The organism is Paludibaculum fermentans (assembly GCF_051172195.1).
Classification (GTDB): Bacteria; Acidobacteriota; Terriglobia; order Bryobacterales; family Bryobacteraceae; genus Paludibaculum; species Paludibaculum fermentans_A.
The window spans coordinates 210,725-232,388 of the sequence record NZ_JBPJAQ010000004.1; the positions used below are offsets into that span (position 1 = coordinate 210,725).

18 protein-coding genes and 1 tRNA gene are annotated in these 21,664 nt (G+C 63.5%); 9 read left to right on the forward strand and 10 right to left on the reverse strand.

Annotated features, from left to right (window positions below; translation table 11 throughout):
- Window positions 1-15: 15 nt before the first annotated feature.
- A tRNA-Val gene (locus ACR9Y2_RS37635) sits at window positions 16-92 on the reverse strand.
- Window positions 93-109: 17 nt separating this feature from the next.
- Window positions 110-2,107, reverse strand: a complete 1,998-nt coding sequence (locus ACR9Y2_RS37640) for a hypothetical protein (protein WP_435047065.1) — start codon at window positions 2,105-2,107, stop codon at window positions 110-112.
- A 23-nt stretch (window positions 2,108-2,130) separates the two neighbouring features.
- On the opposite strand from ACR9Y2_RS37640, the gene ACR9Y2_RS37645 reads away from it, so the two are divergent.
- The 4 genes from ACR9Y2_RS37645 to nuoI all read left to right on the forward strand — a co-directional run bounded on the left by ACR9Y2_RS37645 (window position 2,131) and on the right by nuoI (window position 4,935).
- Window positions 2,131-2,556, forward strand: a complete 426-nt coding sequence (locus tag ACR9Y2_RS37645; protein ID WP_435047066.1) for an STAS domain-containing protein — start codon at window positions 2,131-2,133, stop codon at window positions 2,554-2,556.
- Window positions 2,553-3,830 (forward strand): FAD-dependent oxidoreductase, encoded by a 1,278-nt coding sequence (locus tag ACR9Y2_RS37650; protein ID WP_435047067.1) that lies wholly within the window; start codon window positions 2,553-2,555, stop codon window positions 3,828-3,830. Before ACR9Y2_RS37645 ends, ACR9Y2_RS37650 begins: the two co-directional genes overlap by 4 nt.
- A 7-nt stretch (window positions 3,831-3,837) precedes the next feature.
- The gene (locus tag ACR9Y2_RS37655) at window positions 3,838-4,356 is read left to right on the forward strand and encodes a peroxiredoxin family protein (RefSeq protein WP_435047068.1); all 519 of its coding nucleotides are present in this window, start codon (window positions 3,838-3,840) and stop codon (window positions 4,354-4,356) included.
- A gap of 69 nt (window positions 4,357-4,425) precedes the next feature.
- Window positions 4,426-4,935, forward strand: a complete 510-nt coding sequence (gene nuoI, locus ACR9Y2_RS37660) for an NADH-quinone oxidoreductase subunit NuoI (RefSeq protein WP_435047069.1) — start codon at window positions 4,426-4,428, stop codon at window positions 4,933-4,935.
- A gap of 14 nt (window positions 4,936-4,949) precedes the next feature.
- On the opposite strand, the gene ACR9Y2_RS37665 is transcribed toward nuoI, so the two are convergent.
- The gene (locus tag ACR9Y2_RS37665) at window positions 4,950-6,053 is read right to left on the reverse strand and encodes an acetate/propionate family kinase (RefSeq protein WP_435047070.1); all 1,104 of its coding nucleotides are present in this window, start codon (window positions 6,051-6,053) and stop codon (window positions 4,950-4,952) included.
- Between the two features lie 680 nt (window positions 6,054-6,733).
- On the opposite strand from ACR9Y2_RS37665, the gene ACR9Y2_RS37670 reads away from it, so the two are divergent.
- A complete protein-coding gene (locus tag ACR9Y2_RS37670) occupies window positions 6,734-7,828 on the forward strand; it encodes a hypothetical protein (RefSeq protein ID WP_435047071.1) in 1,095 nt (364 codons plus the stop codon).
- On the opposite strand, the gene ACR9Y2_RS37675 is transcribed toward ACR9Y2_RS37670, so the two are convergent.
- The 3 genes from ACR9Y2_RS37675 to ACR9Y2_RS37685 are packed head-to-tail and all read right to left on the reverse strand — an operon-like array spanning window position 7,825 to window position 11,056.
- Window positions 7,825-8,994 (reverse strand): alanyl-tRNA editing protein, encoded by a 1,170-nt coding sequence (locus tag ACR9Y2_RS37675; RefSeq protein ID WP_435047072.1) that lies wholly within the window; start codon window positions 8,992-8,994, stop codon window positions 7,825-7,827. The genes ACR9Y2_RS37670 and ACR9Y2_RS37675 overlap by 4 nt on opposite strands.
- Complete coding sequence (locus ACR9Y2_RS37680; protein WP_435047073.1) at window positions 8,991-10,658, reverse strand: hypothetical protein; 1,668 nt, start codon at window positions 10,656-10,658, stop codon at window positions 8,991-8,993. The genes ACR9Y2_RS37675 and ACR9Y2_RS37680 overlap by 4 nt, the downstream gene beginning before the upstream one ends.
- 41 nt (window positions 10,659-10,699) lie before the next feature.
- Window positions 10,700-11,056: an NADH-quinone oxidoreductase subunit A gene (locus tag ACR9Y2_RS37685; protein ID WP_435047074.1), complete on the reverse strand. Its 357-nt coding sequence runs from the start codon at window positions 11,054-11,056 to the stop codon at window positions 10,700-10,702.
- Window positions 11,057-11,130: 74 nt separating this feature from the next.
- Here ACR9Y2_RS37685 and ACR9Y2_RS37690 point away from each other — a divergent pair, with 74 nt between their 5' ends.
- A complete protein-coding gene (locus ACR9Y2_RS37690; protein WP_435047075.1) occupies window positions 11,131-11,967 on the forward strand; it encodes an ABC transporter permease in 837 nt (278 codons plus the stop codon).
- 27 nt (window positions 11,968-11,994) lie between these two features.
- Complete coding sequence (locus ACR9Y2_RS37695; RefSeq protein WP_435047076.1) at window positions 11,995-13,293, forward strand: sulfatase family protein; 1,299 nt, start codon at window positions 11,995-11,997, stop codon at window positions 13,291-13,293.
- A gap of 2 nt (window positions 13,294-13,295) precedes the next feature.
- On the opposite strand, the gene ACR9Y2_RS37700 is transcribed toward ACR9Y2_RS37695, so the two are convergent.
- Genes ACR9Y2_RS37700 through ACR9Y2_RS37710 form a run of 3 tightly spaced genes read right to left on the reverse strand, consistent with a single transcriptional unit; the run spans window position 13,296 to window position 16,514 of the window.
- Complete coding sequence (locus ACR9Y2_RS37700) at window positions 13,296-14,267, reverse strand: alpha/beta fold hydrolase (protein ID WP_435047077.1); 972 nt, start codon at window positions 14,265-14,267, stop codon at window positions 13,296-13,298.
- 31 nt (window positions 14,268-14,298) lie between these two features.
- Window positions 14,299-16,062 (reverse strand): gamma-glutamyltransferase family protein, encoded by a 1,764-nt coding sequence (locus ACR9Y2_RS37705; RefSeq protein ID WP_435047078.1) that lies wholly within the window; start codon window positions 16,060-16,062, stop codon window positions 14,299-14,301.
- Window positions 16,059-16,514 carry a TrmH family RNA methyltransferase gene (locus ACR9Y2_RS37710; RefSeq protein WP_435047248.1) on the reverse strand — a complete coding sequence of 152 codons (456 nt, stop codon included), beginning with the start codon at window positions 16,512-16,514 and terminating at the stop codon, window positions 16,059-16,061. Before ACR9Y2_RS37710 ends, ACR9Y2_RS37705 begins: the two co-directional genes overlap by 4 nt.
- A 49-nt stretch (window positions 16,515-16,563) precedes the next feature.
- Between ACR9Y2_RS37710 and hutH the strand changes: the two genes are divergently transcribed.
- Window positions 16,564-18,084 carry a histidine ammonia-lyase gene (hutH, locus tag ACR9Y2_RS37715; RefSeq protein ID WP_435047079.1) on the forward strand — a complete coding sequence of 507 codons (1,521 nt, stop codon included), beginning with the start codon at window positions 16,564-16,566 and terminating at the stop codon, window positions 18,082-18,084.
- A gap of 5 nt (window positions 18,085-18,089) precedes the next feature.
- On the forward strand, window positions 18,090-19,646 hold the full coding sequence (locus ACR9Y2_RS37720; RefSeq protein WP_435047080.1) for a serine hydrolase: 1,557 nt from the start codon (window positions 18,090-18,092) through the stop codon (window positions 19,644-19,646).
- Here the strand turns inward: ACR9Y2_RS37720 and ACR9Y2_RS37725 are convergent.
- Complete coding sequence (locus ACR9Y2_RS37725; RefSeq protein ID WP_435047081.1) at window positions 19,640-21,631, reverse strand: OPT family oligopeptide transporter; 1,992 nt, start codon at window positions 21,629-21,631, stop codon at window positions 19,640-19,642. The genes ACR9Y2_RS37720 and ACR9Y2_RS37725 overlap by 7 nt on opposite strands.
- Window positions 21,632-21,664: the final 33 nt, after the last annotated feature.

Consider the following 21,664-nt stretch of genomic DNA (forward strand, 5'->3'; position numbering starts at 1 on the left):
AGTGAAAGGGAAGGGTGGTGGGCCTGACAGAACTCGAATCTGTGACCTCTACCGTGTCAAGGTAGCGCTCTAACCAACTGAGCTACAGGCCCGTCTTGCGCGGACGTTTCTATGTTACCACGACCGCCACGAGATGCATCTCCAGGAGCGGAATTCCGACTGTCCAATGCCCGTCCTTCAGGACTGGCTCCATCACTTGCCCCGCCGGCTCCAGCCGCACAGACTTGGGTTTGTTCGCTCCAAACGACAGTTGCACAGCGGTGAGCGGCGGGACAAAGTCGATTGTGGAATAATCGCCTGCCACCTGCATGCCGGTCGCATTCAGCAGGTGCACCAGAAGCTGCCCGTTCTTGCGGCGCAGGACAACCTCAACCGACGGCGGGGCGTCCACCCTCACCAACGGCTGGAACAAGGGAGCAACGAGTGCCTGCGCGAACTTCCGCACGGGCGTGGCGTGGGTGGCCGCGTAGACAGCGCCGATGGGTCCGGCACACACCACCAGCGTGCCCTTCCCCAACCGCACGGAGACCGCTGCCGGAGCACCCTGGGAACGAGTATCGAGTTCGGGGAAACGACGGGCCACCACACGAGCGGATCCGGCGTCAAAATCCAACCACCGGCCGGTCACATTGCCCAGGATCTCGCCCGGCACGAAGGCGGGCACGTCTGCCGCGGGCCCCAAAGGCTGCAGGCCGGCTTCCGGCCCGAAAAGCTGTGCGTTTGCCGCGCCGGAGACTACCAGCCTCCCGCCGTCCCGTACATACTGAACCAACAAATCCTTCACCTGCTGCCCTGGCGCCGCCCAGTCCGGAAGGACGATGCACGGGTAGCGGGCCGCCAACCGGTCCAACTTCCAGTCCGGCAGGACGTCCACGGACCACTGGCACCCCAGCAACAGATCGAGCCAACCCCGCGCCGGGTCGGACGCCTTCCCCCAACCGCCGAAGAGCTTGTTCGAAGTCTGGTAGAGAGTCTCCTTCGAGAACACCACGCCGATCTGCGGCACCGTCTCAGTATGCTGCGAGACGGATTGTACAGAACGGCAGTACTTACCCACCTGCGACATCGTTTTGACGTGGCTTTCCTCGAAGTACCCGGCGCGCGTGGGGACGTAGTAGATCTGGAAGCCGCCGCTTTGCGCGAGCACCACGGACGCTTCCTGCTGCAACTGCGCGGCCGGTTTATGGACGTGGCCGATGGTGTTGGACTGCGCCTGTTGGAAGCCCCACGCCATCAGGTCCCAGGGGCGCCCGGTCTGTCCCATATAGCGCGCCTCCAGCCGCGCCGTTGAGATGCTGGCATTGCCCAGGTAGTCGCCGGAGAGGAAATCGACGGGCAGATCGGGCTCTTCCGGAACAAACGTGGAGTACAGCCAGTTGCTGGCGATCTGAAAACCAGGATTCGTCTTGTGTACCTCGTCGATGTAATGGCGCACGTACTTGCGGAATTGCCCGCGCTGGAATTCGAGCCACTCGTTCCACCCGGGTTCGCGGGCAGACCGGGGCGCCGGCTTGCCATAGGCCTTCAGTGCCGCCTCGCAGTAGTCGGGATTCGTCGCCCAGCACTCGCCATCCACCCAGGCCCCATCGAGTTCATACTTGCTGGCCGCTTCCCGCAACTCAGGGATCAACAACTGGTCGACATAAGGGCCGAAGGTGGATGTCTGATTCGGTTCGGGCTCACCTTTGGGACCGACGCGCGCCCACTCCGGATGGCGCTTCACCGCCTCGCTGTCCCAGACGCCCGAAAAATGGATATAGAGCGCCACGCCACGGCGTGCCGTCACTTTCCGCCAGACGGCCAGCGAATCCTGCACGATGCCAGGCGCCGAGGGCCCGACCTTCGAGGGCCACCCGAGCCAGCCGGGATGCCCCTTGGAATCGTACTGGACGAAGTCGGGCCGGGCATGGACCAATAGATTTTCCACCATCGCCTCTGTCACATCGCGCCCCAGGACGGTATCCTTTTCATTCGGATGAAGATCGAAGTGGAGACCGAAATAGCTTTCCGAGCGGCGCAGGCGCGTGGGAGCAGCGTCGGCGGTGGAAACGGCCGAAGCGGCCAGCAAGGCCCCAAACTGGCGGCGGGTGATGGCGGTAGACTGCATAGCACATACAATATAGGTTTCCGATGCCATTCGAAATAGAACGCAGAGAGCGCGACGGAGTCGTAATCCTGGCCCCGCACGGCCGGCTGATGATCGGCGAATCGGTGGAGAAGTTCCGCAACACGCTCGACGCGTTGTATGCGCAGGGGCAAACGCAGGTGGTGCTCGACTTCAACGACGTCGACTACATCGACTCCAGCGCCCTGGGCTGCCTGGTCGTAGCCCACACCAAGTTCCACAAGGCCGGCGGAGCGATGCCCATGTTCGGGCTGAACCGGCGCACGATCGAACTGCTGGTGATCACGAAACTGGCGACCGTCTTCCGCATCGCCGAGAGCGAGATCGAAGCGGTGAACCTCTGCTTCCCCGATCGCGATTCCAAGCCTTTCGACATCCTCAATTTCGTCGAGGAGCAGCGCGCCCGCAAGAAGGGCGGCGCCCGCGAATGAGACTGGTGGTGGTGGGCGGTGTGGCGGCGGGCCTCAGCGCGGCGTCACGAGCCCGGCGGCTGGACAGATCCCTCGAAATCGTCGTCCTCGAGAAGGGCAATCGCATCTCTTACGGAGCCTGCGGCATGCCGTACTGGGTGGAGGGTCAGGTGCGCTCGATGGAAGAGCTCACCGTCTACAAACCCGAGTTCTTCGAGCGTGAGCGCGATATCCGGATCCGCACTGGTTGCGAAGTGACCGCCGTGCAGCATTCGCGCCGCGAAGTGGCCCTGCGCAGTGGCGAACGCATCCGGTACGACCGCCTGGTCTGGGCTGCTGGCGCGCGGCCGGCCGAGAGAATCCAGAATGAGCGCGTCTTCACCCTGCACACCGATGTCGACGCTGAACGGCTGCAGGAGTTCCTGCGAACCCGCCAACCGCGGACGGCTGCCGTGATCGGCGGCGGCTACATCGGGCTGGAGATGGCGACGGCCCTGAGAGCGCGAGGACTGGCGGTCACGCTGTTCCACGAAGGCACGCAGTTGCTGCACCGGGAAGAGGACTGGCTGACCAAGAAGCTTGTCGAGCGGCTGGAGCGCTGCCGGGTTGAGGTGAAGCTGAACACCCGGGCCGGAACGCCGGCCGGACTCCCCTACGATCTGGTGTTGTGCGCCACGGGCCTTAAGCCCAATGTGGAAGTGATGGCCGAAGCCGGCGCGGAACTGGGCCGCACGGGCGCCCTGCGGGTCACGGAGCAGCAGGAGACGACGCTGAGCGGAGTGTATGCAGCCGGCGATTGCTGCGAGACCACACACGTCGTCAGCGGCCGCCCTGTCTGGGTGCCGCTGGGGACGACGGCGAACAAAATGGGACGAGTCGCCGGCTCAAACACGGCCGGCCAGCGGGAACGCTTCAGCGGCATCGCGGGCACCTCCGTCGTGAGGGTGGGCGGCATGGCGGTAGCGATGACCGGCCTCTCGACGCAGCAGGCCCGGCGAGACGGCTTCTCCCCCGTGGATACCCTGATCGAATCGCGGGCGCGGCCTAAGTACTTTCGCGGAAAGATGCTGCAGGTGCAGCTTGTCGCCGATCGCAATTCCCGGCGCCTGCTGGGTGCGGCCATCGCGGGCGACGAAGACGCTGCCGGCCGCATCAACGTCGTGGCAGCAGCCCTGACTGCGAAGATGCGGGTCGAAGACTTCGCCGATCTCGATTTGGCATACGCGCCGCCTTACGCGACAGTGAACGATCCGCTCCTGGTAGCCGCCCATCAGCTGCGCAAGGCGTTGGATTGAAGAGGCCATGCTCCTGTTTCGCAAGTTGTTAGACTGGAAGCGTATGGGGAAGGGGCCTGAACGCACCCTGGAGACTGGCGAGACTGCACCGGATTTCCAACTGGAACTCGCGGGCGGAGGTAGTCGCTCCCTGGAGCAGATCCTGGCTGAAGGTCCTGTCCTGCTCACCTTTTACAAGGTGTCCTGCCCCACGTGCCAGTTGACGCTGCCATTTCTGCAGCGTTTGCAGGACAGCACGTTCCGGGTGGTGGCGGTCTGCCAGGACGAAGCGGACCGAGCGCGAGAGTTTAATGAGGCGTTCGAAGTGGATCTACCGAATTTGCTCGACCGGGCGGATGACGGTTATCCGGTGAGCAACGCCTACGGCATTACGCATGTGCCGACCATGTTCCTGATTGAGCCGGACCGGCGGATCTCCTGGACATGGACCGGGTTTCACAAGCGCCAGTTGGAGACGCTCGCCGAGCGGGCGGGCAGGGCGATTTTCCGGCCAACGGACAAGGTGCCGGAATCGAAGTTTGGTTGAGGATCGAAGAATTAGGCTCCCGGGTGGAGCCGAACGGAAGCAGAAGAGACCGACAGTAGCTGGGAATATATGCCGACGATCAACGACATTCTCTCCGGTGCCGCGGCCATCGCCAAGGGCATGGGCATCACTCTCAAAGAGATGATGAATCCCGTCATCACCGACGATTATCCCGACGCCCCGCCAAAGTTCCAGGAACGGTATCGCGGGCTGCATGTGCTGCAGCGCGACGAAAACGGCCTGGAAAAGTGCGTTGCCTGTTTTCTGTGCTCGGCCGCCTGCCCTACGCAGTGCATCTACATTGAGGCGGCTGATAACACGGAAAAGGTCCGCATCAGCGGCGGCGAGCGCTACGCCGAGGTCTACAATATCGACTACAGCCGCTGCATCTTCTGCGGCTACTGTGTGGAAGCCTGCCCCACCGACGCCATCACCCACGGGCATGGCTTCGAACTGGCCAGCTACAACACCTCGACCCTCGTCTACCGGAAAGAGAAGCTGCTTGCCGCCCCGCCCGCGGGCACGGACGGCAAGCTGAAGCTCGACCACCCCGTCAACGTTTCTGAAGGCGGGCATTAGGGCCCGCCGCCGCTCTACGCCTGGGCAGTGAGTGTCCGGTAGGCGCGGCGAGCCACCACGAGTTCTTCATTTGCGGCCAGGGCCAGCACTTTCACCCGCGATGCATCGCTGGAGAGAAGGCGGTCGCCCTGGCCCTTTTCATTCCGCTCCGGATCCAGTTCGATGCCCAGGTGCTGCAACCCTTCACAGGACTTCCGCCGCAGCTCGGGGGAGTTTTCCCCGATGCCACCGGTGAAAGCAACAACATCGACACCCGCCATGGCCGCCGCGTAGGCACCAATCGTCTTGCGGACCTGATAGGTAAAGACATCCAGGGCCAGGGCCGCATCGTGGCTGCCGGCCTCGGCGGCCGCGGAGATATCCCTCACGTCCCCACAGGCGATGCCCGAAAGACCGGCCAGTCCGCTGGTACGCGCCAACTGGCCGCGTACCTCTTCCGTGGACCAGTGGTTGCGGTCCATCATGTACAACACGGCAAAGACATCCAGATCGCCGTGCCGTGTGGCATTCTCCAGGCCCGATTGGGGCGAGAAGCCCATGGTGGTATCGACTGAGACGCCGCGATCGATGGCACAAATGGAGGAACTGCCGCCCAGGTGGCAGCTGATCACGCGCAGATCCTCCTTCGCGCGCCCGAGAAACTCCGGCACCCGCCCGCTGATGAATTCGTGAGAGGCGCCGTGAAAACCGTAGCGCTCGATGCCGAACTGAGTACGCCAGTCGGCGGGCACACCGTACCAGCGCGCGAATTCCGGCATGGTCCGGTGGAATTCTGTTTCGAAGGCGCCCACCAGGGGCACTCCGGGCATCGCTTCCCGGAAGGCTTCGACGGCCGTGAGATAGATCGCGTTATGTACTGGAGCAGCCAGCAGGAACTCCCGCATGGCCGCCTCGACACCCTCATCAATCACGAAGGTGCCGCGGTAGTGGGGCCCGGCGTGGACCGACTTAAAGGCGACGGCATCAACCGTAGTGTCGCCCGACCGGATGTCGCTGATGGCGGAACGATAGTCCGTGACGCGCTCAAAGCGCCCGCAGGCGAGCACGTGCTCGCCCGGCATGTCCAGGATCTGGTACTTGAGTGAAGTGGAACCGAGGTTTGGAACTAGGATGTGCATAGACTGTCTGCCGGCCGCGCTGGCGCCACGCCCGTTCCTGACCGAAATCCGGAACCGGCCGGGTGTCGCGGCATATCCATAGAAGTATTTCACGGTGGGACCCCGCCGTTGTGGGCTGGCCGGACTTGCCTCTGGCCGCGCTGGCCGGCCGGCCGAAAGACGCCTCCTCTCTACCCTACGGATTGGCGTCTCCCCAACTTCTTTCCCGTGCCTGCGCGCTTCCGATAAAGATCAGCTTTTCCCCGCCTCCATTAAGCGCAATAATATGTTGGGTCAGTCGTATGCGAGGAGGCATCGCGGCTGCACCCCTGTGGGGCTCCCGCGATCACTCCCGGGACCACGTCTTGGTTTCGGACCGGCGAATCCGGCTAAGTCTTAGCACGCCGGATCGGTGTGCCGGAGCGGCCGGCGGCGGAAGCGGCATTCGGTAATATCGGGGTTCTGGGGATTACCTCGAAAGCTCGCGGGTATCGCCACGAAATGGCGGCAGCGGGCGGGAGATATAGAAGAGGGCTCGGGCAGTCCTGGGCGTCCTGTGCCTGGACGGCGGTGTCCGCCCCCATTCGGGCGCCGTCAAAAGAGAGGCGTAATTCGGAGTTGGAGCTTCGGACGCGGCCATCCCGGATTCGCTGTTATATAGTACAGAGTTTGAGGCAGTCGTCGAGACGAACTAAATCCATATGATGATTCCTTCCACCTACACGGTCGCGCTGTTGCTGGCCGTACTTTCCATGGTCTGCTGGGGTTCGTGGGCGAATACCCTGAAGGCCGCCGGCAAATGGCGTTTTGAGCTGTATTACTTCGACTATTCAATCGGAGTGTTGATTGCCGCCACGGTCGCGGCCTTCACGTTTGGATCGATAGACGGCGTCACCGTCGACTCCAGCGGTCCGGCCTTTTCCTTTGTAGACAATCTCACTGTCGCTTCCAAGCTGATGATGCTCTACGCGATAGCGGCAGGCGTCATCTTCAATCTCGCCAACCTCCTGCTGGTGGCGGCCATCTCGGTGGCAGGGCTCTCAGTTGCATTCCCGGTTGGAATAGGGTTGGCGCTCATCGTTGGAACCGTCCTAAACCACATCCTGCGGCCGACCGGCAACCCGGTTTATCTCTTCAGCGGCATGGCTCTCATCCTGCTTGCCATCGTTGCCACCGCAATGGCTCACGCCGCATACAACGCGAACAGAAACCCTGTGGCCGCCGTCGAGGAATTAAAGACCGTACCAGGAGCGAGGGCCATTCACCGGCCGACGGCCAAGGCGCGGAAAGCGGGGCCGCTCAAGGGCATCATGCTCAGCCTGTTCGCCGGCATCCTGATGGGCCTGTTTTATCCGCTGGTGGAACTGAGCAAGAAGGGTGATCTGGGGCTCGGACCATACACAGCCGCGTTCATGTTCGCGCTCGGTGTCCTGTTCTCCACCCCTGTGTTCAACATTTTCTTCATGAACATGCCGGTGGAAGGCGCGCCGCTCAGCATTCGCGACTACTTCCAGGGGACTGGCCGGCAGCATCTGCTGGGCCTGCTGGGCGGCATCATCTGGACCATCGGCTGTATCGCCAATTTCGTCGCCTCGAGCACTCCGAAATCGGTAAACGTTGGGCCCGCTACCAGCTATGCGATGGGCCAAGGAGCTACCCTGGTGAGCACGCTGTGGGGCCTGCTGATCTGGAAGGAGTTCGCCGGAGCCCAGGGCGGAGTCAAGGCGCGCCTGCTCCTCATGCTTGTGCTATTCGTGGCCGGACTAGGGCTGCTCTCGCTCGCCCCGCTCCGTTAGAAACCCAATTGAGCCAGCAAGGCAGCCAGCGCCTCAGCCGAGGGGAGGCTGCCTTGGGCTACCTGAGCGTTGCCGCCACCCCGCCCACCAGCCGCGGCCAGCGCCTGTTTCAATACATTCCCTGCATGCACACCTGAATCCGTGGAAGCCACCACCAGTACGGCCGGAGGCTGTGAGGATGTGGCCGCGAAAATTGCATGCGGTTGGGAACAGAAGCTCTGGGCTACGGCGCGGACTTCGTCATCCAGGGTTCCGGTCGCCCGCTGATCCAGAAACTTCCTGAGGCCGTCCGGCCCAGCAATGGCCTGCGTGTAAAGTTCCCGTCCACGGTAAGAGGCGACTTCCAGGGCCAGTTTGCGGCGAGCCTTCTCGGTCTCCTTCGCCGACTCCAACTGCGCGGCCACCAGCGGGGCCGTGTCATCCAGCGGCGATGAAAATAGCCGGGAGATCTGCGAGAGGGCATCGAAATCGAGCCGGGCACGCCGCACGGCGCGGTGCCCGCACAGAAACTCCACCCGCACATTGCCGCGGATCTTCTCGAGTTTACGCAGCAGAATCGGGCCGATCTCCCCGGTCCGGCAAACGTGAGTTCCGCCGCAGGCCGAACGGTCGATGCCTTCGATCGATACGATGCGCAGCACGCCCTCGCGTTTGCTCTCCTTGCGCAAGCCCTCCACCTGGCCGGCCTCTTCAAAGGCCACAGACAGCGGCCTGTTCTCGAAGACGATCTCGTTGGCACGGCGTTCCGCGGCCTGGCACTGCCCGGAATCCAACGCCTGGGCGGACAGTTCGATAGTGCTGGATTCGGCGCCCATGTGGAAGCTGAGCGTGGCAAAGCCGAAGAGAGAATCAAAGACGGCAGAGAGCAGGTGCTGGCCGCTATGCTGCTGCATGTGATCGAAGCGGCGAACCATGTCCACGCTGCCCTGGACTGCGTCACCTGGAGGAAGTGCAGAGGCCAGGACGTGCACCAGGTCGCCTTCTTCCTCGACGAGATCGATGACCTCGACACCGTTCAGCCGACCGTGGTCCTTCGGTTGGCCGCCGGAGTCCGGGTAGAAAGCGGTCCTGTCGAGGACGACGCGCGTGCGGCTCCCGTCGACACTCACAATGCTGGCGGCAAAGTCAGCGATCGACGAATCCACGTAATACAGCCGTTCGGTCATTGAATTGCGACTTGGACTCGATTGCTGCCAGCGCCGCCGGCGTACACGACAAGGTTGACGCTGTCGCCGGGGGTGACGCCCTCCGGCACAATCACTTTCACATTGTAGTGGCCGGGCAGGCCGGGGATCAGTTCCGCACTCACCGCAGTGGCCACCACACCCTCGCTGAAGAGGTTGCTGCCAAACGATACGAGAATCGTCTCCGGCACACGGTTCGCCGGCTCGGGCGCCTGTCCGGTCGCGGTTTCCGGATCGGTGCGACCCAGGCCGGTGACGGCAATATTCAAGGTTTCACCACTCACCGCGGGCCGTCCACCCAGGCTGGCGGGCACTGCCAGGCTGCCGTCGTCGAACATCGCCTTGGCATAAGAACCGGATCCGGCCAGTTCGACACGCGGCGCCCTGGGAATGATCGTCAATTCCACCTGATTGCCCAATTGCCCATCGCGTTCCACCTGCAGCAGTGCTTCCCCGGCCTCGATTCCATAGGGGAGCTGGAACAGGATCTCGTCCTGGGCCACAGAGAACAGGGCCGAAGGCAGGCCGTTGACCAGTACGCGAACACCGCCCAGCGTATCCGGTAGCGGAACTCCTTCGTTGATCGCTTTTGGCTGCGCTGAGAGCTGCGTGCCCTGCAGTCGGGCCAGGGATCCGGGAGCCATGGCGGCGCCGGATTCCAGTGTCGTGACGTCCAGAACGGTCGCCGGCGCGACAGCCGGCGATTCAGTCGCCATCACATCCACGAGGATGGGCAACTGATGCACCGGTTTCGATGCATTGGAAGTGATTTCGAGGAAACCCGTGTAGAGGCCCGGCTCCAAACCAGCCTGTTTGACGGAATAGGCAATCGCCCTGCCGTCGCTGGCCAGTTCAGCAGTCAGCCAATCGCCGCCGCTGGCGGTTGTCCAGGTCACAGCGGAGGCCTGCAGATCGCCGCCGCCCCGATTGCCGAGGGCGAGCAGTCCCGTCATAGCGGGTCCGCCGGCAGCCAGCCGGAACATCAACTGATCCGGAACTACGAGGATGGGGCCGCTCGTCACAGTGAGGGCAACCGGAACGACCTTATTCTCCTCGTTCACAACCGAATTGAATACGTTCAAACTGCCCGTGTAGCGGCCTTCCGCCATGCCTTCCAGATGCCGGGCCAGAACGCGGTAGTTGAAGTTGAACCGGAAACTGCCGCCACCGTCGGACGGGAGGCTCAGCCAACTGCCACCGGAATCGGTGGCGGGGATCATCCCAAGCAAATTGTTGGCCTGGATGAGATACTCCTGCGAACCGCCGGGCGCAACATGGAAGTCGAGGGAATCGGGCACTGAGCCGCCCACCTGCACAGTCACAGTGACAGTCTGCGGCGCATCGACCGCATTCGGGTCGGAAACCGTGATCAGGCCTGTATACCGGCCCTTTGCCAGGGAAGCGGTGGATAAAGCGATGTTGATGGGCGTGCACAAACCGGCACGGAGCGTACAATTAGCCGCCTCACCCAGATACCCGGCCAGCCAGGGCGCATTGGAGGTGAGTTGCAGGGCGAGTTCACCATCGCCGATGTTGTAGGCTTCCACCATCTGGGCCGGCGCATCGGCGGCGCTCGCCGTATTCACCGGACCCACCGCCGCGCTACTCAGGCGCAGCCTTGGGGCCGCGGAGACACTTCCAGCCATTCCCAGCGCAAGACAGACTGCGGGGACCCACCCAGTTCTGATTAGACCCACTCAAGAGCTCCCTTTTTGAATGCCCAGATGTATCCGACCACCAGGATCGCCAGGAAAAGGGTCACTTCCCCTACTCCGAACCAGCCGAGTTGCTTGAACTGGACCGCCCAGGGGAATAGGAAAATTGTTTCCACGTCGAAGACCACAAAGAGGATGGCCACGATGTAGAAACGGACCGTGTACCTGCCGCGCGAGTTCGACGCCGCCTTGATTCCGCACTCATATGCCTCCAGCTTGGCCAGCGATGGCAACTGGGGGCGGACGAAGCGAGCGAGGAGCAGAAGAATGAAAGGAAACAGCGTCGCAACGATCAGGAAAATGAAGATTGGCAGATACCCTTCGGGCATGACACCAATATATCACCGACTGCCTGCAAAAGGACCTGAAGGTCCGTATTCAGCAGGCCTGCTAGAATTCAAGTTTGAGCACCGCAGCCATTCCGTCTCCCCGTCTGCGTCTGCCCGGCGCGATGTTCCTGCGCGTCCTGGTCGAGCGCAGGGCCCTGATCTATCAGATGGTCCGGCGCGATTTCGGCCAGCGCTTCGTCGGCAGCGCCGCCGGCTGGCTGTGGACCCTCATCCACCCGCTGGTCACGCTGGCCAGTTGGGTATTCGTCTTCCAATACTGCATGAAGGCGCCCGCCCCCAGCGCGGCCTGCGGCGGCAACTACACGCTTTGTCTCTTCTGCGGCTATCTGCCCTGGCTGCTGTTCAGCGACACCGTCCAGCGCTCGGCCACGGCGCTGCTCGATCAGTCGAACCTGATTACGAAGACAGTCTTTCCCTCTGAGATCGTGCCGGTCACCCTGTTCCTTTCCTCGCTGGGCAGCCACCTCTTCGCCGTAGCCATCGCCATCGGGGTAGTGCGCTACACCACCGGCCATTTCAGCGTACTGATCCTGCTGCTGCCCATCTATACGATCTTCCTGGGGCTGTTCGCCATCGGCGTCGGCTGGATCGCCGCCAGCCTGCAGGTCTACCTGCGGGATACGGCACAGGTCGTCATCGTGATGCTCACCGCCTGGTTCTGGATCACACCCATCTTCATCGACGAAACGGCCTTTCCCGTCCGGGCCCGCTTCCTCATCCGCTGGAATCCGCTGGCTTATGTCGTGAAGGGCTATCGGGAGCGGCTGCTGACCGCTACCATCCCCTCCCTGGAAGATTTCCTCTACCTGGCCGCCGTTTCCATCGCCGTCTTCGCTATCGGCGGCATGTTCTTCCGCCACTTGAAGCGCGGCTTTGCCGATGTCCTGTAGGCTAAATAGTTTGGAGTTGCTCGCAAGATGAACTGGACCCGACGAACATTCCTGACCAGCGCCTCCGCCGCGCCCCTCTTCGCCCAACGGCGCGGAAAGAAGGGCGATGCGCCCGGCCCCAAACCCAACATCCTGCTCATCATGGCGGATGAGGTGCCCTCCTGGGTCCTGGGCTGCTACGGCAATCAGGAGATGCCCACGCCGAACATCGACCGGATGGCGGCCGGTGGATCGCGCTTCGTCCGGAGCTTCGCCTGCACGCCGGTCGCAACGCCCAACCGGATCACTATCATGAGCGGACGGACTCCGCGGCAGCACGGCGTGCACGACGCCGCGGCGGCAATCCCCGGCTCGTTTGGCAGCGAGAAACTGCTCTCCGACGTACTTTCCCAGAATGGCTACCACTGCGGGTACGCCGGCTTGTGGGATGCCGGTTCCGGTGCGCCCGGCCATGGCTTCAGCTCCGCCGCGACCGCCATCTCGGGTAAGGGCTCGGCGGCGGAAACCGTCACCAGCGAAGCGCTGTCGTTCCTCGACCAGCAGAAAAAGGACGCTCCATTTTTCCTGGCCCTCTCCTACCCCAGCCCGATGGTCTTGCAGGAAAGCAGCGCCAGGCAGTTCCACGCCCGCTTCGCCTCCGCCAAGTTCGAAAGCTATGGGACGATGCCTGTCGCGGCGCATGCCGCACGCGGTAAGGAGCATCTGTCCGATACCCTCGGCAGCCTGCGGAAATATGCGGCAGGCTTGACCGAACTGGACGGCCAACTCGCTGCCTTGCCCGGCAGGCTACTGGCCAAGAGCCTCTTCGACAACACCCTCATCGTCTTCGCCGGCACCTCGGGCCACCTGCTGGGCCGCCACGGGCTTTGGGGTGACGGGCGTTCTTCCAATCCGGCCAATATGTACGACGAAGCCGTCGGCGTCCCCATGATCTGGCAATGGCCGGGCTTGATCCCTGTGCAGGCCGCGCGGCCCGAGGTCGTCAGCTCCTACGACGTCTTCCCTACCCTGTGCTCAGCCGCCGGCCTGAAGTCCGACGCCAAATCCCTGTGCGGCCGCGACTTCCTGCAAGTGGTCATGAATCGCGTTCCGGCCCAGAAGAAGGCTTGGTCCGACCTGATTTTTGCTGACCTCGGCGACACGGAGATGGCACGCGACAACTACTACAAGGTGGTCATGCGCGACGGCGGCCAAGGCGCCAACGAATTCTACGACCTTCGCCAGGATTCGCTGGAGAAGAACAACCGCTTCGATAACCCGGGCTATGTCACGGTCCGCGACAACATGGCCAAGAGCCTCGCCGATTGGCGTCAGACCTACGCCTGAACCTATTTCCCGAAGACCGCTTTGACGCCGGCCGGACCGGCAAAGACACAGACAGCGGAATGTCCACAGCCCGGGGCGATCTCCAGGCTGTGCGCCGCGTTGAACTGCGTTTTCATGTAGTTGAAGAAAATGAGGCCGCGCTCCTTGCGGTTCGGTCCCTGGGCGATGGCGCGGCACGAGCGATCGAGGCTGGAGTCGTCGGTACGGGTATCCAATGCGCCGAGGATGTAGGTAACGTTGCGGCGCGGATACTGCTCCAGGATGTTCTCCTCAGAGCTCCCTGCCGCATAACCCGTCCTCTTTTCCATACCGTAGCGGTACTGATTGTAGGTCGTGCAGTTGGCCGCGTCCCAATACTTGACGAACTTGCCGGAGCACCGGCCGTTCTCCGAACAGGTGGCGCCCAGTTGCATCCGCATCTCGTTCAGGTAGAAATAGCTGGATGGGTTGGCCGCCACATACCGCACCGGAACGTGCATGCGAGCTTCCATGCGGTTGACCGCGGCGTAACGCTGGACGAACTGGCCACCGGCCGAGTGTCCCGCCACCACCACTTCCTTCAAATCGGGAAACCGTTCCGAAGAGTTCAGGCTCTCCAGGATCTGATCAATCACGTCGTAGGACGTTGTCCGGCCGACAACGGCCGGTTCTCCGGAGGTCCAGCCGCCGCCGTTCCACTCCAGTTCTCCCACCTCGATGGAATCACCGCCGGCCCTCGACTTGAAGTGTGGTGCAATGACGACGGTCTTTTCGATCTCGCCCGCGGCCATGGTCGACGCCAGGGCCCAGCGGTAGTACTCCTCGGCATTCCGTCCGGCGCCGTGGATCAGCAGGAAGGCGCGCTCAACACCGGGATGGGCGGCACCGGATAGGGAATGACTGCGCCAGAGGGTGACAAATCCGTAGGCGGACCCAATATGTTCGGTCTGGGCTGGCGGATTGACCATCAGGAGCGCCAGAATCGGCAGCAGCATGGCTCCTTCCCAACATAGCTCACCCACCGGGCTAACGGCCGAAGATGAATCTCGACCGGCGCGGGTCCGCACCGCCGTCCAACACCCCATTGTCGATGCGGATGACGGTTGGCGCTGAACCGTTGGACCACGGCCCCAGAATCGCCAAGCGGTGCCCCTTTTCGAGCAGCTTCTTAGCGGTGGCTTCCGGTATCCGGGATTCGATGTTGACCCGCCCCGGGCTGAACTCGTGGTTCCCAAACGAGGCGTAGAAGTGTTCCGTCTGCAGTCGCGGCACTTCCACCGCCTCCTGCGGACTCATGCCGAAATCGATGAGGTTCAGCAGCACCTGCAGCATCGCCTGATCCTGGTTATCTCCACCAGGCGTCGACATCGCCAGCCACGGCTTGCCGTCTTTGAGCACAATGGTGGGACTCAGCGTCACGCGCGGCCGCTTTCCCGGCTCCAGCAGGTTGGCATGGCCCGCGGTGAGGACGAACGACTCCAGCCGCATACTGTAGGGGATGCCGGTATCTCCGGCGATCACCGATGGCAGCCAGGCGCCGCTGGGTGTCGCCGAAAAGACATTGCCGAACCGGTCGACCACGTTGATGCAGGTCGTGTCGTGATCGATCGGCTCACCGTGGGTATTTGAAGCCAGCGCCATGGGACCGCCCAGGTTGCCGGGACGGTGCTCGATCGAGGCGTGCTCGGGATCGATCAGCTTGGCGCGGTCAGCGGCGTACTCCTTCGAGAGCAGCGCCTCGGCTGGGATCTTCGAGAACTTGGGGTCACCGTAGTACCGGTCCCGGTCGGCAAAGGCGAGCTTCAAAGCCTCGATCACCGTGTGTAGATACTCCGGCGAGTTGTGCCGCATCGCTTTCAGGTCGAAGCGCTCCAGGATGTTCAGCGCCTGGATCATCACCGGCCCCTGCGTCCAAAAACCCGGCTTGATAATGCCGTAACCGCGGTAGGTGCCAACAGCCGGCTGATCCGTCTCGGCGTGGAACTTCGCCAGGTCCTCATACCGCAGCAGCCCGTCGTTCGCCTGCGAAAACTCGGCCAGCTTGTGTCCAATGGAGCCCTGGTAGAACTCGTCGCGCACCGCCTTGAGCTTGGCGGCCCGATCCCCCTTGGCATTCTTTTCCACCGTGCAGAGCGACTCCAGCGTGGCGGCAAGAGTGGGCGATCGGAAGATCTCACCCCGCTTGGGCGGCTCACCGCCGGGCAGGAAGAACTGCTCGGAGGCCGGCCACAGATGCAGGAAGTTGCGCAGTTCCCCAATAAACCGCGCATACTCGTCAGGAATGGGGAAGCCGTGCGCAGCCTCAATCGCAGGCTGGACCACCTCACAGTACGACTTCGAGCCGTGCTGCGAGAGCGCCAGAATCAGTCCATCGAACATGCCGGGGACGACGGCCGCCTTCAGCCCGATGGAAGGGATCGGCGCCATGCGGCTGGGTTCCTCCCACGCCTCCGGCTTGCGGACCCGGTAGAACTCCGGCGTAGCCAAGGCGGGTGCTGTACCCACTCCGCTGATGGCGATGGCAGGCTTGCCGGCCATCAGGATCAGCATCGGCACCTCACCGCCCAATCCAATGCGCGATTGCTCAGTCACCGTGGCTGTGAGGATCCCCGCGACACCAGCGTCCACAGCGTTGCCGCCCGTCGTCAGCATCCGCCATCCGGCTTCAACCTGGAAGTTGTTCCCGGCGCCCACCATCTCCCGCGTCCCGCGTACCGGCGGAAACATGGTGGCCGGCTGGGCTTCGGCAAGCATCACGAAAAGTGGGCACAGCAGAAAAAGTCGGTTCATCGTCTCTCCCGGAATTTGCGCAGCAGTTCGTACACCACGACGCCGCCCGCGGTGGCGACGTTCAATGAGTTTTTGACACCGTTCATCGGAAGGCGGATGTGGGCATCGCAGGAAGCGAGCACGCCCTCGCCCAGCCCGTCCACCTCATTGCCGAACACAACACACACCGGCCAGGCCGGTTGCCAGTCGAAAATGTCCGTCGCAGTGTCGCCGGTTTCGATAGCGGCCACATGGTAACCCCGGGCTCGCATCATGCGCAGCGGCACCAGCGCGTCGGTGTGATACTCCCAGGGCACTGTCTCCTCGGCGCCCAGCGCGGTCTTGCCGATGCCCTCCTGCGGCGGGTGCGCGGTGATGCCGCACAGCACTAGGCGCTCGAGCCTCACGGCGTCCGCTGTTCGGAAAAATGCTCCGACGTTGTACATGCTGCGTACATGATCGAGCACGACCACGACTGGCAATCGGCTATCCACGATGAAAGGACTAGGATAGCGTGAAGGTATGGTTAGTCTGAACGGATCCGTGTTGACCCTGGAAGATGTCGCCCGGGTAGCCCGCCAGGGCGCTGAGGTGGAGTTGGACCCGCATGCCGTCAAACGCATGCGGGCCGCGCGCGAAGTAATCGACCGCCTGGCCGCCGGCGACGCCCCCGTCTACGCCGTGAATACCGGCGTCGGCCTGCTGGCGGACACCCGCGTCGCGCCCGAGGAACTCGAGCAGTTGCAGCGCAATGTCGTGCGCTCGCATGCCTGCGGCGTCGGCGAACCCTTGCCGCTGGAGGTGGTTCGGGCCATCATGCTGATCCGGGCCAACGTCCTGGCCAAAGGCGTCTCCGGCATCCGGCCCGTCGTGGCGCGGCGCATTTGCGGCCTGTTGAACAAAGGCGTCACGCCGCTGGTTCCTTCCCGCGGCAGCGTCGGCGCCAGCGGCGATCTCGCGCCCCTGGCCCACATCGCCCTCGTGCTGATCGGCGAAGGCGAGGCAATCTACCAGGGCCAGCGGATGAGTGGCGCAGCCGCGCTCTCGGCGGCCCTGCTGGAGCCGCTGCGATTGCATTCCAAAGAGGGCATCTCGCTGGTCAATGGGACCCAGGCCATGCTCGCGCTGGGCACGCTCGCGCTGCTCGACTCAGAAGACCTGGCGCAAGCCGCCGATGTCGCCTGCGCGCTCTCCCTGGACGCCCTGCGCGGTACGCCCAAAGCATTCGATCCCCGCATCCACGAGGTCCGGCCGCATCCGGGCCAGGTGGCCAGCGCGAAGTTGCTGCGGCAGTTGCTGGAAGGCAGCGAGATCCGCGCCTCGCACCAGGCCTGCCGGCGCGTCCAGGACGCATACTCCCTGCGTTGCGCTCCGCAGGTGCACGGCGCCGTCCGCGACACGCTCACTGAGGCGCGGCGCGTCTTCAGCATCGAACTGAACTCAGCCACGGACAACCCGTTGGTCTTCGGCGAGGAGACGCTCTCCGGCGGGAATTTCCACGGCCAGCACCTTGCCTTTGCCATGGACTTCCTGGCAATCGCCCTCACCGCCCTGGCCGGCATCAGCGAGCGCCGCATCGACCGCCTGGTGAATCCAGCCCTGAACGAGGGCCTGCCGCCCTTCCTGGCCCACCACCCGGGCCTCGAATCCGGCTACATGATGCTGCAGGTGACCGCCGCCGCCCTCGTGGCCGAGTGCCGCGTGCTGGCCACACCGGCCTCGCCAGGCAGCATCACCACCAGCGGCAACAAGGAGGATTTCGTCAGCATGGGCATGACTTCGGCTTTGAAACTCAGCCAGATGGCGGAGCTTGTCCGGCAAGTGCTGGCGATCGAGCTCATGACCGCCACCCAGGCTCTCGAATGCCTCAGCCCGTTGAAGACCAGTCCGCTGTTGGAAGAGATTCGCACCGCGTTCACCGCCGTATGTCCGCCGCGCAAGGACGACCAACCCTTCTCCGCCGGCATGGCCGCCGCCGCCGAATGGCTGAAACGCTGGCAAGCCGTGCGGCCTCCCGCCGTGGCCGCGATTGACGCACAATAGTCCCAATGCGTCTCGCAACCGCCCTCCTCACACTCGCCTTCGCACTACCTTCGTTCGGCTTGGCCCAGCCCAATCTCGACTCCGCCGTAGAGCGAGCCTTGAAGGAATTCAACATCCCCGGCATCGCCGTGGGCGTCATCAAGGACGGCCAGTTGGTACTGGCGAAGGGCTACGGCGTGCGGAAGCTGGGCGACCCTGCTCCGGTAACTCCGGATACGCTCTTCGGAGTCGCGTCGAACACCAAGGCCTTCACCGCCGCATCCCTGGCCATCCTGGTGGACGAGGGCAAGCTGCGGTGGGACGATCCCGTGATCCAGTACCTGCCCGCCTTCCAGATGTACGATCCCTACGTCACACGGGAGATGACCATTCGCGACCTGCTGGTCCATCGCAGCGGCCTGGGCCTGGGTGCGGGCGACCTGATGTTCTTCCCCACCAGCACACTGAGTTCGGCTGAGATCGTGAAGCGGCTGCGCTGGGTACGACCGGCGACCAGCTTCCGCAGCCGCTATGCCTACGACAATGTCCTGTACTTGGTGGCCGGCCAGGTGATCGAAGCGGTCAGCGGCAAACCGTGGGATGCCTTTGTCCGCGAGCGCTTCTTCAAGCCGCTGGGCATGACGCGCTCCACCACCAGTTCCACGGTCTTGAAGCCCGGCATGGACTACGCTACCCCACATGCCGCCGCGGAAGGGAAACTGGAGCCCATCGCCCTGACAAATCTCGACAACAATGCGCCGGCCGGAGCCATTCAGTCCAGCGTCAACGATATGGCCCATTGGGTGGTCGCCCAACTGAACGGCGGCGAGTACAACGGCACCCGGCTCTTCAGCGCCAAACAGAACCAGGAGATGTGGTCGGCCAACACCGTGATGCCCGTCGGCAATCCGCCCGGCGAACTCTCCGAGGCCAAGCCGAACTTCCAGGCGTACGGCCTGGGCTGGGTGGTGTCCGACTATCGCGGCACGAAGATGATCCATCACACCGGCGGCCTGGCCGGCATGGTCACCCGTGTCACCATGCTTCCGTCCCTGAAGCTGGGCGTGCTCGTCTTCACGAATCAGGAAGTGGGCGCGGCTTTCAACGCGATCACCTACACCGTGCTGGACCACTACCTCAATGCCCCGGCCAAGGATTGGGTGGGTGCTTACGCCACCTACCAGGCCGGGCGTGTGGCCGAAGCCGGCGAAACCGTCAGCAAAGCAGCAGCCGGCCGCAATACGAATTCGAAGCCCTCCCTGCCGCTGGCCAGCTATGCCGGACGCTTCCGCGATGCCTGGTATGGCGATGTGCTGATCGAAGAAAAAGACGGTAAGCTGCTGATCCGCTTCTCGCACTCCCCGTCATTGACCGGTGAGCTGGTCCACTGGCAGTACGATACCTTCGTGGCGCGCTGGAACGACCGCACGCTGCTGGCGGACGCCTACATGACCTTCACGTTGAAGCCCGACGGCAAGCTCGACTCCGCCAAGATGGTCGCCGTCTCGCCGCTCACCGACTTCAGCTTCGACTTCCACGACCTCTTCCTGCGGCCAGTCGCCGCCGACGCCAAGCCCTATTGACCCGAACGCCGCATCGGCACCCGGATCAGGATCCAGGCGATCGCCGCCATCGGCAGCCACGACAGCCACCCGCCCCAGGCCGGGAACCACGAGAACTGGTCCGTCCCTGTAAAGACGTGGGTGATCGACGAGACCCCCGTCAGGAACAGCACAGCCAGCAGGATACCCACCACGGCCTCCCCGGCTATTAGCCCGGACGCCAGCAGCGTGCCCGCCTCCTCCGCCTTCAATTTGAGCTCCGGTCCGTAGGAGGTCATCACCTTGTCCGCCACCCACTTGATCAGCCCGCCCAGAAAGATGGCGGAGCTTGTGTCGAACGGCAGATACATGCCCACCGCGATCAGCATCATGGCCCGGGCACCGCACAACAGCAGGGCTACACCGAAAGCCGCGCCGATAGCGAGCAGGCCCCAGGCCATGTCGCCGCTGACGATCCCTTTGGCAAGCTGTGCCATCAGTCCGGCCTGCGGCGCCGGCAACGCGCGTCCACCAATTCCGCCGGTGGAGAGATTCGCTTCGTGCAGCGCAATGATCGGCCCCATCAGGAAGACGGAGAGCAGGATCACCGCCAGGATCTCGACCACCTGCATCTTCCACGGAGTACCGCCCAGCAGGTGCCCCGCCTTCAGGTCCTGAATGAGCGAGCCCGACACCGAGACAGCCACGGCGACCACCGCCGCCACGCCCAGCACGGCGGCCACACCCGCCGCCCCTTTTACGCCCATGGCCTGCATCAGCAATGCCGAGAGGATCAGCGCGGAAAGTGTCAGCCCGCTCAGCGGCTGATTCGAGCTACCCACCAGGCCCACCAGGTAGCCGCCGACGGCCGACAGCAGGAAACCTGCGGCGCCCATCACCAGCGCGGTCCCCACCGCGGTGCCGAGCCCACCAGTGAACCCGTAATAGATCGCGGTAACCGGCACCAACAGGGCCAGGATGCAGAGCAGCACCCATTTCGTGGGAATATCGCGCTCCGTGCGCGGCACTTCACCCCCGGCATGGGTCGACTTCGCAGATGCCCGGAACGCGCCCAGCAGAGACTCCGCAATGGACTTCCGCATCGAGAACATCGTGTTCGCCGCGCCCACCAGCATCATGCCGACCGCAATCGGACGCACGATGTTGTACCAGAGCGTGTAAGCGGCCACGTCATGGCCGGCTCCGCCGATGCGCGTCGCCAGGTCCGGATCGAAGAACAACAGCAGCGGGATCAATACCCACCAGGCCAGGAATCCGCCCGCCACGTTGATCGAAGCCAGTTCCGGCCCGATGATGTACCCAATACCAATCAGCGCCGGCGACAGGGCGGGCGTCGACCAGGGGATGCCGCCCTGGTGCGTCACCGAACCAATCGGAGTCTTGGAAAAGTCGAAGTGCCGCACCACGCTGCGCGGGAATGCGATGAAGCCTTCCGTATACTCCCGGAAGAGTTGCAGCCCTTTGTCGCTCTTGAGAATCTGAATCAGCCCGCCGAACGCCATGCCGCCAAACACCAGCCGCGGAGCATCGCCGGACTCCTGCCCGGCCTTCACAATCTCATAGCTGGCCACGCTCTCGGGAAACGGCAAGCCGGCATCCACGCACAGTGCGCGCCGCAGCAGAATGATGAAGAAGATGCCGGCCAGCCCTCCGGCCAGCAGGATCACAACACCCTGCCAATAGTGCCCCCGCAGGTCGGCCCACAGCTTCTGCCCGTCGATCTCCACCAGCAGGAAGGCGGGCAGCGTGAAGATGGCGCCCGCAACCAGGGCCTCACCAACACTGGCCGCCGTACGCGCAATGTTTTGCTCCAGCAGGCCGCCTCGAAACGCGGGGATCCGGAACAATGCCATGGCGATCACCGCCGCTGGGATGGTGGCGGCCACGGTCTGTCCGGCCTTCATGCCGAGATAGGCGTTGGCGGCGCCGAATACAAAGGCCAGGAAAAGTCCGAGGAAAACCGACTTGACGGTCAGCTCGCGCAGTTGAGGGTCCGGCTGAGGCACTCTCTGATATTAGAAGATCCGGCCCGGGGTTCA